The organism is Cryobacterium adonitolivorans, assembly GCF_004402695.1.
GTDB lineage: Bacteria > Actinomycetota > Actinomycetes > Actinomycetales > Microbacteriaceae > Cryobacterium > Cryobacterium adonitolivorans.
This window is the reverse complement of record NZ_SOFL01000058.1, coordinates 1-13175: the sequence shown is the minus strand read 5'-3', so window position 1 is coordinate 13175 and position 13175 is coordinate 1. Positions and strand designations below refer to the sequence as shown.

The 13175-nt window shown below is 70.5% G+C and carries 15 protein-coding genes; all 15 read left to right on the top strand.

The genetic code is table 11. The annotated features are described in order from the left end of the window. Nucleotides 1–30: 30 nt before the first annotated feature. The gene (fliD, locus tag E3O42_RS17720) at nucleotides 31–1359 is read left to right on the top strand and encodes a flagellar filament capping protein FliD (RefSeq protein WP_134455485.1); all 1329 of its coding nucleotides are present in this window, start codon (nucleotides 31–33) and stop codon (nucleotides 1357–1359) included. Continuing rightward, on the top strand, nucleotides 1359–1865 hold the full coding sequence (fliS, locus tag E3O42_RS17715) for a flagellar export chaperone FliS (RefSeq protein WP_134455484.1): 507 nt from the start codon (nucleotides 1359–1361) through the stop codon (nucleotides 1863–1865). Before fliD ends, fliS begins: the two co-directional genes overlap by 1 nt. Beyond that, entirely contained in the window at nucleotides 1852–2244 is a 393-nt protein-coding gene (locus tag E3O42_RS17710) for a hypothetical protein (RefSeq protein ID WP_134455483.1), read from the top strand. The genes fliS and E3O42_RS17710 overlap by 14 nt, the downstream gene beginning before the upstream one ends. A gap of 139 nt (nucleotides 2245–2383) precedes the next feature. After that, nucleotides 2384–2725: a flagellar basal body rod protein FlgB gene (locus tag E3O42_RS17705; RefSeq protein ID WP_134455481.1), complete on the top strand. Its 342-nt coding sequence runs from the start codon at nucleotides 2384–2386 to the stop codon at nucleotides 2723–2725. Further along, complete coding sequence (locus E3O42_RS17700) at nucleotides 2725–3117, top strand: flagellar basal body rod protein FlgC (protein ID WP_134455480.1); 393 nt, start codon at nucleotides 2725–2727, stop codon at nucleotides 3115–3117. The genes E3O42_RS17705 and E3O42_RS17700 overlap by 1 nt, the downstream gene beginning before the upstream one ends. After that, a complete protein-coding gene (gene fliE, locus E3O42_RS17695; protein WP_134455479.1) occupies nucleotides 3117–3428 on the top strand; it encodes a flagellar hook-basal body complex protein FliE in 312 nt (103 codons plus the stop codon). The genes E3O42_RS17700 and fliE overlap by 1 nt, the downstream gene beginning before the upstream one ends. Continuing rightward, entirely contained in the window at nucleotides 3428–5047 is a 1620-nt protein-coding gene (gene fliF / locus E3O42_RS17690) for a flagellar basal-body MS-ring/collar protein FliF (protein WP_134455478.1), read from the top strand. Before fliE ends, fliF begins: the two co-directional genes overlap by 1 nt. Beyond that, nucleotides 5047–6063 carry a flagellar motor switch protein FliG gene (gene fliG, locus E3O42_RS17685; RefSeq protein ID WP_134455477.1) on the top strand — a complete coding sequence of 339 codons (1017 nt, stop codon included), beginning with the start codon at nucleotides 5047–5049 and terminating at the stop codon, nucleotides 6061–6063. Before fliF ends, fliG begins: the two co-directional genes overlap by 1 nt. Then, nucleotides 6047–6724, top strand: a complete 678-nt coding sequence (locus E3O42_RS17680; protein WP_134455476.1) for a FliH/SctL family protein — start codon at nucleotides 6047–6049, stop codon at nucleotides 6722–6724. Before fliG ends, E3O42_RS17680 begins: the two co-directional genes overlap by 17 nt. Continuing rightward, nucleotides 6721–8109, top strand: coding sequence for a FliI/YscN family ATPase (locus tag E3O42_RS17675; RefSeq protein WP_134455475.1), 1389 nt, complete (start codon nucleotides 6721–6723; stop codon nucleotides 8107–8109). Before E3O42_RS17680 ends, E3O42_RS17675 begins: the two co-directional genes overlap by 4 nt. Beyond that, nucleotides 8106–8588: a flagellar export protein FliJ gene (locus tag E3O42_RS17670; RefSeq protein WP_174844291.1), complete on the top strand. Its 483-nt coding sequence runs from the start codon at nucleotides 8106–8108 to the stop codon at nucleotides 8586–8588. The genes E3O42_RS17675 and E3O42_RS17670 overlap by 4 nt, the downstream gene beginning before the upstream one ends. After that, nucleotides 8585–9283 carry a C40 family peptidase gene (locus E3O42_RS17665; RefSeq protein WP_134455473.1) on the top strand — a complete coding sequence of 233 codons (699 nt, stop codon included), beginning with the start codon at nucleotides 8585–8587 and terminating at the stop codon, nucleotides 9281–9283. Before E3O42_RS17670 ends, E3O42_RS17665 begins: the two co-directional genes overlap by 4 nt. Nucleotides 9284–9594: 311 nt before the next feature. Next, nucleotides 9595–11094 (top strand): flagellar hook-length control protein FliK, encoded by a 1500-nt coding sequence (locus tag E3O42_RS17660; protein WP_134455471.1) that lies wholly within the window; start codon nucleotides 9595–9597, stop codon nucleotides 11092–11094. A 66-nt stretch (nucleotides 11095–11160) separates the two neighbouring features. After that, the gene (locus tag E3O42_RS17655) at nucleotides 11161–11607 is read left to right on the top strand and encodes a flagellar hook assembly protein FlgD (protein WP_134455469.1); all 447 of its coding nucleotides are present in this window, start codon (nucleotides 11161–11163) and stop codon (nucleotides 11605–11607) included. Between the two features lie 164 nt (nucleotides 11608–11771). Then, the gene (locus E3O42_RS17650; protein ID WP_134455467.1) at nucleotides 11772–12950 is read left to right on the top strand and encodes a flagellar hook protein FlgE; all 1179 of its coding nucleotides are present in this window, start codon (nucleotides 11772–11774) and stop codon (nucleotides 12948–12950) included. Nucleotides 12951–13175 lie beyond the last annotated feature (225 nt).

Here is a 13175-nt window from a genome sequence, read left to right as displayed (position 1 = left end):
CCCGCAGACGAATGGAACGGAAAGGCGGACATGGGACTCTCCATCGATGGCCTGATCAGTGGCCAGGACACCACGACCCTGATCAACAACCTCATCGCCGTCGAGGCGATCCCGCAGACCCTGCTCAAGGGCAAGGTCAGCGCCGCCCAGAACTACACCACGGCCGTTCAGGCGCTCAACACCAAGGTCGCGGCCCTGGCCGACACCGCAACAGCAGCCGCCAAGCCCGCCAGCTACAACCTCTACTCCGCAACCAGCAGTTCCAGCCAGGTCACCGCCACCACGAGCACCGGCATCGCCGCCGGCGTGCTCGACGTCACGGTCAGCCGGCTCGCCCAGAATCAGGTGTCAGTCACCGGCGCCCTCACCGCCTGGCCGGACAGCACCCTGACGTTCACCAACGCGGGCGGCACGGCCACCGTGATAACCCCGGCATCCGGCTCGCTCGACGACGTCGTCACGGCCGTCAACACCGCCGGGCTCGGCATCACCGCCACCAAGGTCGCCGTGGGCGCCGATGGGTACCGCCTGCAGTTCAGCAGCACGGCTCCCGGCGCCGCCGCCGCCTTCAGCGTCACCGGCGGTACGGTGCCGACCACGCAGGTCAAGGCCGCCCAGGACGCCCAGGTGACACTCTGGGCCGGCACCTCCGCCGAACAGGTCATCACCTCAGGCACCAACACCTTCGCCAACCTTCTCCCCGGCCTAGACGTGACGGTCTCTGCGGTGTCGACGACACCGGCCACCCTCACCGTGGCCAGGGACGACACCGCGATCACCGCCATCGCCGCGGGCCTGGTGACCGGCCTCAACGACATCTTCGCCCTCATCTCCAGCCGCACGGCGGTGTCGACCACCACCGACTCCACGGGCAAGAGCGTCACCACCGCCGGGCTCTTCGCCGGCGACGGCACCATCCGCACGGTCAGGCAGAACCTGATCACCTCGGCCTCGATGCCCGTCGATGGGCGTTCCCCGTCGGAGATCGGCATCAGCCTCACCAAGACCGGCACCCTGGAATTCGACGCCGAGAAGTTCGCCGCCGCCCTGGCGAAGGATCCCGCGGGTGTAATGAAGACGGTGCAGGAAATCTCCGGCCGAGTGGCCGGCGCCGCCGCTGTGGCCTCCGACAAGTACGACGGCACCCTCACCGCCACCATCACCAGCCAGCAGTCCCAGGTGCGCACGATGGGCCTGGAGATCAGCGACTGGGACCTCAGGCTCACCGCGAAGCGCACCTCGCTCGAGCGGGTCTACACGGCCATGGAATCCAGGCTGGGGGAGCTGAAAGCGCAGTCTTCCTGGCTCACCTCGCAGATCGCCTCGCTACCCGACGCCTACACAGGGAGTTCAAGCTGATGACCACAGCACTGTTCACGCCTCAACTTTCCGCGCCGCTGCTGTCAGCGCAGCAGCAGTCAGCCCAGCCGTCGACGGCCCAGCTGGCCGCCGCGCAAGCCAAGCGCGCCCAGCTCAACCGCGAGGCCGTGCTCTCGGCCACGCCGGTGCGCCTGCTCACCATGCTCTACGACAGGCTGATGCTCGACCTCGCCCGCGCGGAGGCAGCCCAGGACGACGAGAACTGGCCGGTCGCCTCCGAGAACCTCCTGCACGCGCAGGCCATCGTCGACGAACTCACCACCTCGCTCAACGTCACCGCCTGGGACGGAGCCGACGGGCTGCTCGCCATCTACACCTACGTGTCGAACGCCCTGATCGGCGCGAACATCCACCGTGATGTGGCCCGCACCCGTGAGAGCATTGTCCTGCTCGAGCCGCTGCGCCAGGCCTGGCACGAAGCCGCCGGTGCGCTGCCGGCACCGCAGATGGCGCCGAGCGGAGAGGGCTACCGTGGAGTCGCCTGAGGTCCACTCCAGCAGTGCCCGGCCCCACAGCACCCGTCCGGGCGTTGGCGCGCCGGGGGAGCCCCGCACCAGCAACTCCGAATGGCTGCAGGTGCTCGATGACCTCGAGGCGAGCCTGGGGAGCGGTGCCAGGGATGCCGTGCTCTCCGCCCAGGGCGGAAGGCTGGTCACCGGGGTGCAGTGGCGTGCCCCCGAGTACATCGGCCAGCTCCCGCGCGAACTCGAGGATCGGGCGCGAATGCTGCTCACCGGGCAGCTCGAACTGATCCGTGAGATCGAGGATGCGCGCCGCTCGGCCGGCGCCCACCTGGCCGCCGTGCGCACTATCCTCTCCACCCACAGCTCCGACCAGCCCGTCTATCTCGACATCGCGGGCTGACTCGTCAAATCCCCTGACGACATTCCTGAAAAGTCCTAACGCACCGTCGTCGACGGCCGATAGCTACGGATGAGCACGGATTGCTCATTCCAGGCCACGGATCGGCCGTCCAGCACTTTGACGACGAAACGGGCCTTGCGTGATCGAATCCGTGACCAGCGCGGCGCTGTCCAGCGCCCTGGACGGCCTGGCCCTGCGTCAGCGAACCATCGCCAACAACATCGCGAATGTGAACACCCCCGGCTACCAGGCCCAGCGGGTCTCCTTCGAGGACGCCCTCGCGCAGTCGGTGCAGGCCGGTGACGGCCACAGCGCGGCCACGACGGCCCGGTCGCTGGAGCCGACTCGGCTGGATGGAAACAATGTGAACCTCGACACCGAAACCGTCTCAAACATCGACACCGTGCTGCGCTACCAGTTCGCCGCGCAGGCCGTCACCGGCGCCGACACGAGCATGCGCGCCGCGCTTCGGACCAGCTGATGGGCCTCGACGCTCTCGGCATCGCCGGCACCGGCCTCACCCTGCACCGCAAGTGGCTCGACGCCGTCGCCGACAACATCGCCAACGCCAACACCGCCACGGCCACCTCCGGGGATGCCTTCCAGGCCCGGTACATCGTCGCCCAGGAGGGTGAGGGCGTCTCGGGGGCCTACGTCGCCGGCACCGCGCAGGGCGACGCAGAGGGCCTGCTGGTCTACGAACCCGACAACCCCATCGCGGATGCCGACGGCTACGTGCGCCGGCCCGACATCGACCTGGCCGAACAGATGGGTGAGCTGATCATGGCCCAGCGCGGCTACCAGGCCAACGCCGCTGTCATCGACCGGGCCAAGACCTCCTACGAAGCCGCCCTGCAGATCGGACGTTCCTGATGACCATCCCCGCCATCGGGTCGGCACCCGCCGTCAGCGCCACGGCCTACCTGCCCGCCAGCACCGCCACGAGCGCCGTGGAATCCTCCGACACCGGATTCGCCAGCGCCCTCACCGGGGCCGTCGACAACCTTCAGCAGCTGCAGTCCACGTCGAACAGCTACGCCATCCAAGCCGTCACCGGCGACCTCGACGACATCCACACGGCCACTATCGCGGCCTCGCGGGCGCAGGTCACCCTCGAGCTCGTCGCCGCCGTGCGCAACAAGGGTGTCGAAGCGTTCAACGACATCATGAGAATGCAGGCCTGATGCCCGCTCAGATCACGTCGGTGTTCCGTCGGCTGGGCAACGCCATTCGCGAATTCACCGTCGCCCAGCGCACCATGGCCATCATCGGCGTCGCCGTTCTCGCCCTGGGCACGGCAGCGCTCACGATGTGGGCCACCCAGCCGGCGTACACCCCGCTGTACTCGGGCCTGAGCGGCTCCGACGCCAATACCATCGTGGAGCAGCTGCGCACCGACGGTGTCTCCTACGAGCTGAGCGACGGGGGAGCGACCATCCTGGTGCCGGAGGCCGACGTCTACGACCAGCGGCTCAAGTCCGCCGCCGCCGGCCTGCCTTCGTCGAGCACCGGCGGCTACTCGCTGCTGGACACCATGGGGGTCACCGCCTCCGAGTTCCAGCAGTCGGTCACCTACAAGCGTGCCCTCGAGGGCGAGCTCGCCGCGACAATCGAGGCCATGAAGGGCGTTCAGACCGCTTCGGTGCGACTGGCGATCCCCGAGGCTACGGTCTTCACCGAGGAGACCAACGATCCCACCGCATCCGTCTTCGTGGGCACCCAGAACGGCGTGACCCTGAACGCCGACCAGGTGCAGGCCATCGTGCACCTCACCAGCGCCTCCATCGACGGCATGGCGCCCACGGATGTCGCGGTCATCGACGCGGCCGGCGTCGTGCTGTCCGCGGTCGGCGTCGGGGCCACCGGGTCGGCCGGGCAGCAGGCCAGCGACTACGAGGAACGGGTGCGCGGTTCGGTGCAGGCCATGCTGGACAAGGTCGTGGGACCGGGCAACGCCACCGTCGTGGTCGCCGCGGACATGAGCTACCAGAGCGCCCAGGTCGTCGAGGAGTCATTCACCGTTCCCGAGAACGCCCCTGCCCTCAACGAAGCCGTGACGACAGAGTCGTACACCGGTGCCGGGGATGCCGCGGCCGGAGTGCTCGGACCGGACAACATCGCCGTCCCGGCCGAAACCACGGCTGACGGCACCTTCACCAGCGAAGACACCACCCGCAACAACGCCATCAACAAGGTCACCGAAACACGCACGGTGCCCGCCGGGGAGATCAACCGGCAGACGGTCTCGGTGGCGGTGAACTCCGCCGTCGCCGACGACCTCAACGTCGCCGACGTGACGAGCCTGGTGTCCTCCGCCGCGGGCATCGATGTGGCCAGGGGAGACGCCGTGACCGTGGAGGTCGTCAGCTTCAACGCCGCCGGCGCCGACGCCGCTGCTGCGGCCCTCGCCGAGGCCGCCGCCGCCGAGGAGGCCGCCCGCAACGCCGGCATCCTGCAGGTGGGCCTGATCGTGGCCGGCACCGTGATCGCGTTCGTGCTCGGACTGATCCTCTACGCCAGGCGCTCACGCCGGCAGAGCCGCCAGGCCATCGAATTGAGCGACCTGGTGCAGGCGCGGTCCGCGCTGGATGCGCCGACCGTGCCGTTCGCGCTGCCGCCTCAGATGGTGCCCCTGCACATTGACCCCCTGCCCACCCAGGCGTACCCGCTCAGCGGCGGCCCCGGCGCCCTGCTCGGCGGCGGCGACCAGCGGGTGGCCGACATCGACGCCCTCGCCCTGCGTGACCCGCAGATGGCCGCCGAGATGCTGCGCGGCCTGATGGACGATCGGCAGCCGGCCTGATGGACACCAAGACCGGCCTGACCGGTACCCAGAAGGTGGCCGTGGTCCTGATGACCATGGACCAACAACGCGCCTCCGAGGTGATGAAGCAGTTCTCCGAGGTCGAAGCGGCCGAGATCATCGCCGAGATCGTTCAGCTGCGCCGGGTCGACGCGTCGGTCATGGACAGCGCCGTCGCCGAGTTCCACGAACTCACCACCATCGGCGCCCGCAACCCGCGCGGCGGCCATGCCGTGGCGGTCGGGCTGCTGGAGAAGTCGTTCGGCGCCGAGCGGGCCGCCGGGGTGATGAGCCGGGTGGCCACCTCCATGGCCGGCAAGGCGTTCGAGTTCCTCGACACCGTCGACCCGCTGCAGGTGCTCGCCCTGCTCGACGGCGAACTGCCGCAGACCATAGCCCTGGTGCTCGCGCATCTGCGACCCGAGCACGCCTCTGCGATCCTTTCCGGGCTGGACGGCCCGGTGCGCACCGACGTCGCCCAGTGCATCGCCTCCACCGGGCCGGCCACGCCGGAGGCCGTGCGGGTGGTCACCGACATCCTCAAGAAACGCATCGGAGCCGTTGCCGCGTCGCGGGACTCCGCCGAGGTCGTCGGCGGTGTGCAGCCGTTGGTGGAGATCATCAACCGCGCCGACATCACCATCGAACGGGCCCTGCTCGATGCGCTCGAGGAACGCGACCCCGTGCTCGCCGAAGAGGTGCGTTCACGCATGCTCACCTTCGCGGACATCATCAAGTTGGAGAACCGGGATGTGCAGCTGGTGCTGCGCGGCATCGACGCCGCAGTGCTGGCCGTGGCCATGAAGGGGTCCACCGAGCTGGTCGTCGACATCATCCAGCGCAACCTCTCCGAGCGGAACCGCGAGATCCTCAACGACGAGGTCAACAACCTCGGGCCGGTGCGGGTCTCGCAGGTCGAGGAAGCCCGCGCCACCATCGTGCGGTCGATCCGCGACCTGGCCGCGCAGGGCGCCATTACCGTGCAGCGGGCCGACGAGGATGACTTCGTTGTTTAGCGCGGCTCGAACCGGTGCGGCAGGCCCGGGGGACACGGACTTCTCGGCGCTGGTCTTTCCCACCCTCGCCGACGGCGGGGCGCGCGGCGCACAGGACGACGACCGCGTCAGGCTAGAGCGCCAGTGGCAGGCCAGGGGCCATACTGCCGGGTACACCGAGGGCCTGCGGGCGGCGGCGGCGGCGGTCGACTTGCGGGTGGCCAGTCTCGAGGCCGAGCACGCCGAGCTGATGCGGGCGGCCGCCCAGCAGCGCGACCGCAGGCTGGAGGTGCTCAACGCCGCGGTCCGCGCGCTCGAAATCCGCACCGTGCCGGTGCTCCGTGACGCCGAGGAGACCCTGCTCGGCGCCGCCATCGACCTGGCCGAGGCGATCATCGGCCATGCCCTTGCCGATGAAGCGACCGCGGTGCGCTCCGCGCTGGGACGCACCCATTCCGGCGTGGAGGCGGGGTCGCCGGTCGGCCACACCGTGCGGCTGAACCCCCACGACCTGGCCGTGCTCGATGCCTCCACAGTGGCCGGGTCGGGCGTCACCCTGGTGGCGGATGCGACCCTGGCCCGCGGCGACGCCGTCAGCGAGTTCCCCGACGGCTATCTCGATGCCCGCATCGGCAGTGCCCTGCAGCGGGCCAGGGCGGTCCTGGCCGGAGGCGTGTCGTGACCCTCACCAGGCCGGACAGCACCGACCGCCTGGCCCGTGCCCTGGCGGCGGCCCGCCCGGAGCGGGTGGGCGTTGTGTCGTCGATCGTCGGACTGAGCCTGGACGTGCGCGGGCTGAACGGCGCCATCGGCGACCTCGTCGTGATCGGCGGACCTGGCATCGGAACCCAGACCGGCGCCGGCGCTGCCACAGCCACCGGCACCGGCACCGGCGGCGTTGACGCCGAAGTCGTCGCCACCACCCCTGACGGCATGCGCTGCATGCCGCTGGCCAGGCTCACCGGAATCAGGGTCGGCGATCCCGTGCGTGCCGGCGGCGGCGGCACCGGCTTCCTCGTCCCGACCGGGTCCGGCCTGCTCGGCCGGGTGATCGACGGGCTCGGCCGCCCCATCGACGGCAAGGGGCCACTCGTCGTGGAGCAGCGGGTGCCCCTCGACCACGCCAGCCCTTCCGCCATGGCCAGGTCGCGCATCCAGTCGCCGTTGCAGTTGGGGGTGCGGGTGCTCGACACCCTCACCACAGTGGGCAAGGGCCAACGGATGGGCCTGTTCGCCGGCTCCGGCGTGGGCAAGTCGTCGCTGCTGTCGATGATCGCCCGCGGAACGGATGCCGAAGTGTCGGTGATCGCCCTGGTGGGCGAGCGCGGCCGCGAGGTGCGCGAGTTCCTCGAAGACGACCTGGGTGCCGAGGGACTGGCCCGGTCGATCGTCGTCGTGTCGACCTCGGACGAGCCGGCCATGATGCGCCTGCGGGCCGCCTTCGTCGCAACACGCATCGCCGAGTCGTTCCGCGATCGGGGCGCCGACGTGATGCTGATGATGGACTCGCTCACCCGGGTGGCGATGGCCCAGCGCGAGATCGGACTCTCGGTGGGCGAACCGCCCGCCACCCGCGGCTACCCGCCGTCGACCTTCTCGCTGCTCGCCCGGCTGCTCGAACGAGCCGGAACCGACCAGGCCGGTTCGATCACCGGCATCTACACGGTGCTCGTCGACGGCGACGACCACAACGAACCCATCGCCGATGCCGCCCGCTCCATTCTCGACGGCCATGTGGTGCTCGACCGCAAACTGGCCGTGCTCGGCCATTTCCCCTCCGTCGACGCCCTCGCCTCGATTTCCCGGGTGGCCTCGCGGGTGACGACGCCGGAACAGGCGGCCGTGGCCGGCACCCTGCGCGCGGTGCTCGCCGCCCGTCGCGCCGCGCAGGACTTGCTCGACGTGGGCGCCTACCGCCGCGGCACCAACCCGTTGGTCGACGCTGCCGTCGAGCACGACGGGGCCATCACGGCGTTCCTGCAGCAGCGGATGGACGAGCACACCCCGGCCGCCGAGGCCTGGGACCGACTGGCCGCGCTGGCGCGGCTGCTGGGCGGCACCCGATGAGCCGCGCGTTCTCGCTCGCCGGCCTGCTGCGCCTGCGGCACCTGCAGCAGGACCAGGCCGCGGGAGACCTCGCCGTCGCGAACGCGCGTCTGCGGGCCGCCGCGACCCGCATCGACGAGACCCGAGCCGCGCTCGAGCACCTGCCGATCAACGCCACCGGCGCTGACACCCTCTACGCGATCGCCGCCGCCCGGGCGTCATCCCGCAGCATGCTGGCCGAACTCGCGGCCCTCGACACCGTCGCCCAGCAGAGCGTCACTGACGCGCAACGCGAGTTCGAGGCGAGGAAGTCCGCCGCGGTGAGCCTGGAGAAGCTCGAGGGGCGCCACGGCGACCTGGCCGCCGCCGAAGACCTGCACGCCGAACAGACCATCATCGACGAAATCGCGTCGACGGGCTGGCACCGCCGGCTGGGCGACGAACGCGCCGGCACCGGGTCACCGGGTCCCGGCGGGGCACCAACGAGGGAGAAGCGATGACGATGGTGGATGCGCTCGGCCGGATGGGCGAGATCCAGGCCAGGCTGGTGCAGCTGGGCGACCTGGTCGCCGGCGGTACCGGGGCGGCGACGAGCAGCACTCTCAGCGGCGCGGCGGCAAGCACCGCCGGCTCGTCCGTCTCCGCGACCAGCTTCGCCGGTGCCCTCGCTGCGGCCACCGGCACGACGGCCACGACTTCCGGCACCACCGGCTCGGGGGCGACCGGCGCCGGAGTCGTCGCGGCTGCCGAGAAGTATCTGGGCGTGCCGTATGTGTTCGGGGGCGAAGACAGCACCGGAATGGACTGCTCGGGTCTCGTGCAGCGCGTCTACGCCGACCTCGGCATCGAGGTGCCCCGGCTGGTGTCCGGGCAGATGACCATTGGCACGGAGGTGGCGTCGCTGGCCGAGGCCAAGCCCGGTGACCTCATCGTCACCGGCGGCGGCGACCACATCCTGATCTATGCCGGCAACAACCAGGTGATCCACGCTCCCTACGAGGGACGAACGGTCAGCAAGGTGGATGCATACATGGACGATTCGGAGATCACCACCATCCGCCGGGTGATCCCCGATCAGGCGGCCACCGCCGGCGTGGCATCGAGCTCCACCGACCTGCTCACGGCGGCATTCGCGTCGATGTTCACCGGCTCCGCGTCCGCGTCGGCACTGTCCACGTCGGGACTGTCCTCGTGACCTCGACCGCCTCGGCGCAATTCCCTCGTTCCCCGGGAGTGGCCGGCGTCGCCCCCGGCCGAGGGTCTCGCGGGTCCCAGCCGGATCCGTCCGGCGGTGCCGATACCTTCGCGGGAGCGTTGCGCGGTGCCGTGTCCGGTCCGGATACCAGCGCCGGCTCGGCCGGAGTACGGCGTATCGCCGCGGTGCACGCGGTGTGCGACCGCGCCGACTTCGATGCCACTGCACCCAGCCGACCCGCGTCGGCCCCTGCGCCTGGCAGCCCTGCGACCGCAGGGCCCGCGCCGCACGGTACCGAAAGAGGAGGGGTCGTGCCCGCGGGCGATGCCGCCCCGAGCCACGCAGCACTCACCGACGCAGCACTGACCGACACCGAACTCACCGACGCCGAACTCCCCGACAAACCCCGTGGGTCAGCGCCGGACGCGTTCGTTCCTGCCGGGCCCGTGCCGGGCGCATCCGCTCCGGTCACGCCACGTCAGCCCGGATCCGAGTCTGCCACGACCCTCGTGCCTGTCGCCGACCCGGCAGCAGCCGTGGCCGGAGGGGTGCCAGCCGGAACGACTAGCGACGCAGAGTCCGGCGCCGACCCCGGCACCGTCACGATCGAACCGGGCGACGTCGGACTCGCGTCGGGAGCCGGGCTGGCGTCATCGATGGCCCAGCCGATGGCCCAGGAGGTGGCCCAGGCGTCCGCACAGTCCGGCGCACCCGTCTGGACCGCCCTGACCGGGACCGCTCAGACCGGGCCCGCGTCGCCGGCCGCGTCCGGCAGCGCCGACGCCGACCTCGCCGTGACCGGAACTGCCGCGACCGGGCCCGCCCTGATGGGTACCGGCACTGGCGCGACCGGCGTTGTCGCTTCCGGCGTTGCAGCGGCCGGCACTGTGGCGACCGGCACTGTGGCGACCGGAACTGTGGCGACCGGAACTGTGGCGACCGGCACTGTGGCGACCGGAACCGTGGCGACCGGCACTGGAGCGACCGGAACCGTGGCGGCCGGAACCAGGGCGACCGGAACCGTGGCGGCCGGAACCAGGGCGACCGGAACCGTGGCGACCGGAACCGGGGCGGCCGGCGCTGTGGCGAACGGGACTGCCGCGGCCTGGACTGCCGTCGACGGCGCCGCCAGCGTTGTCTGGTCGACCCGGTCGCACGGCGCGGACACAGGTGAACCCGCCGGTGCCGAGTCCCCGTCGGCCGGCCTGGTTCCGCAGGCCTCCTCCGGGCCGGTTGCTTCCCTGCCCGTCACCGGTTCCCCCGCCGGTGCCCTGGCGGCGGCGCCGTCGACCGTTCCCGCCGTTCCGGTGCCGCTGGCGAGCCAGGTGGCGCGTCCGCTCTTCACCCTGGCAGCCGCCGGTCCCGGCGAACACACGATGTCGATCAGCGTCACTCCCGACGATCTCGGGCCGGTCCTGGTGCGCGCGCGGATCAGCGCCGCCGGCATCCGTCTGGAGCTGTTCGCCCCCACCGACGCTGCGCGGGACGCCCTGCGGCTCATCCTGCCCGACCTGCGCCGCGACCTTTCCGTCGGCGCACTGCCGGCGAGCCTGGACGTCTCCGCGCGCAGCCAGCCCGGCGATGCCGGCTCGTCAGGCCGGCAGGACCGCCCCACGGCCGACCAGCCAGGCCAGGGCAACGCGGCGCTCGGCGGAGATCCGCGCGGAGCCAACGACCGCCGACGGGAGTCCGGTGCCTCCGACCAGTGGCTGCGGTCCCCTGCGATCGACGCCGATGCCGCAGCCGCGAATGCCGTGGTGGACCCGGCCCGACCCGACCAGACCAGGGGGCGTGTCGATGTTCTCGCCTGACCCGCCGCCCAGCACCACCCCACCCCGCACCCCTCACCGCATGCAGCCTCCCAGAAACGAGATCCCATGACCGTCGACGCCGTCGGCTCCGTGTCCACCGCCGCAACCGACTCGACCGCTGGAACCAGCCTCTACTCGACGACCCCGGTGCGCACGCCTAAGCAGACTCTCGATTCCGAGACCTTCATGTCGCTTCTGGTGGCCCAGTTGCGCAACCAGGATCCGAGTTCGCCCATGGATACCAACCAGATGATCTCCCAGACCACCCAACTGGCCATGATGGAGAAGCTCACCGCGCTGTCCACCACAGCGGACGAGAACTTCTCGCTGCAGATGCGCACGGCTGCGGCAGCCCTCGTCGGCCAGAGCGTCACCTACACGGATGCCGCCGGCGCGAGCGTCACCGGCATCGCGTCAGCGGTGTCCTACGCCGGCCCGGTGCCCCAGGTCACGATCGGCACGGCCAGCGTGGCTCTGGACGCGATCTCGGGGGTGACCGCCCCGACGGGGTGACCGCGCTCCGCGTGAACCACGCGCGAATCCGCCTCTCGCCGCCTCTCATCGCCCGTCCGCCAGTCACCAAGCTGCCAGTCACCCGGGTGACTAGCCGGCCCGGCACCCGAACGACATCACCGCACACCCACTTCCGCTGCAGTCTCTCTCGAAAGGAAGCTCCCATGCTTCGCTCCCTGTACTCCGGTATCTCCGGCCTTCGCGCCCACCAGACCATGCTCGACGTGACCGGCAACAACATCGCCAACGTCAACACCACCGCGTTCAAGGCCTCCGCCACCCAGTTCCAGGACACTCTCTCCCAGCTCACCCAGGGCGCCGGTGGCCCGAGCGCCACGACCGGCGGCACGAACCCGGCACAGGTGGGCCTCGGGGTGCAGGTCGCCGGCATCGCCACCAACTTCGCGCAGGGGTCGTCGCAGGCCACCGGCAAGGCCTCCGACATGCTGATCTCCGGCGACGGTTTCTTCCTCACCCAGCAGGGCGGCGAAACCATCTACAGCCGGGCCGGCTCCTTCGACTTCGACTCCGCCGGCCGCCTCGTCACCCCGTCGGGCGCGATCGTGCAGGGCTGGGGCGCGGTCGACGGCGTGGTCAACGAGGGCGGCGCTGTCAGGGACCTGACCCTGCCGATCAACACCGTCATAGCGGGGGACAAGACGACGAAGGTCGCCATGGATGGCAACCTGCCCTCGGATGCGGCCGCCGGCACCAGCCTGCTCCGCGACGTCAAGGCCTACGACGCGGCCGGTGCAGCCCGCACGGTATCCCTCACGTTCACCAGCACGGGCGGCGGCGGATGGACCGTGAGCGGCGTGGACGGCGGAACAACCGCCGTTGCGACCCCTGCTCTGGCATTCACCAATGGCGCACTCGTCTCGGGGGGCACTCTGACCATCAACGGGATCGACGTGGACATGTCGGCGCTCACCGGCCTCGCCGGAATCAGCACAGCGGCGGTCAAGTCGCAGGACGGCAGCGCCGCCGGCTCGCTCGAGTCGTACTCCTTCGGCAAGGACGGCACCCTGGTGGGCCTGTTCAGCAACGGCGAGCAGAAGGCGCTGGGCCGGATCGCCCTCGCCACGTTCACCAACCCCGGCGGGCTTGAGAAGACCGGCTCGAACGGCTACCGGGCCACCTTCAACTCCGGCACCGCCGAACTCGGCGCTCCCGGCTCCACCGGACTGGGCTCGCTCACCGGCGGGGCCCTGGAGATGTCGAACGTGGACCTGTCGCAGGAGTTCACCAACCTCATCGTCGCCCAGCGCGGATTCCAGGCGAACGCCCGCATCATCACCACCTCCGACGAGGTGCTGCAGGAGCTCACCAACCTCAAGCGCTAACGCAACACAGCTGCCGGAGCTGCAATCTGTCGCCGGCGCCGTTGGTCGAGCTTGTCGACGCTGTGCTGAGCTTGTCGAAGTGGACCCGGTGACGTGAGTCGCGAACGCGGCTTGTCTTTCGGGATCTCGACTGGCTCGATCAGCGGGGCGGTGGCAGGTCAGGGAGAGTCGAGCATGTTCCTTCTGGGCATCTCGATGAGCGTTTGTCCGGGGTCGATGGTGGCC

Bases quoted from the DNA above. Each gene is read 5' to 3' on its own strand.
- fliD (WP_134455485.1), top strand. From the start codon at position 31: ATGGGACTCTCCATCGATGGCCTGATCAGTGGCCAGGACACCACGACC.
- fliS (WP_134455484.1), top strand. From the start codon at position 1,359: ATGACCACAGCACTGTTCACGCCTCAACTTTCCGCGCCGCTGCTGTCA.
- E3O42_RS17700 (WP_134455480.1), top strand. From the start codon at position 2,725: ATGGGCCTCGACGCTCTCGGCATCGCCGGCACCGGCCTCACCCTGCAC.
- fliE (WP_134455479.1), top strand. From the start codon at position 3,117: ATGACCATCCCCGCCATCGGGTCGGCACCCGCCGTCAGCGCCACGGCC.
- fliF (WP_134455478.1), top strand. From the start codon at position 3,428: ATGCCCGCTCAGATCACGTCGGTGTTCCGTCGGCTGGGCAACGCCATT.
- fliG (WP_134455477.1), top strand. From the start codon at position 5,047: ATGGACACCAAGACCGGCCTGACCGGTACCCAGAAGGTGGCCGTGGTC.
- E3O42_RS17680 (WP_134455476.1), top strand. From the start codon at position 6,047: ATGACTTCGTTGTTTAGCGCGGCTCGAACCGGTGCGGCAGGCCCGGGG.
- E3O42_RS17670 (WP_174844291.1), top strand. From the start codon at position 8,106: ATGAGCCGCGCGTTCTCGCTCGCCGGCCTGCTGCGCCTGCGGCACCTG.
- E3O42_RS17665 (WP_134455473.1), top strand. From the start codon at position 8,585: ATGACGATGGTGGATGCGCTCGGCCGGATGGGCGAGATCCAGGCCAGG.
- E3O42_RS17655 (WP_134455469.1), top strand. From the start codon at position 11,161: ATGACCGTCGACGCCGTCGGCTCCGTGTCCACCGCCGCAACCGACTCG.
- E3O42_RS17650 (WP_134455467.1), top strand. From the start codon at position 11,772: ATGCTTCGCTCCCTGTACTCCGGTATCTCCGGCCTTCGCGCCCACCAG.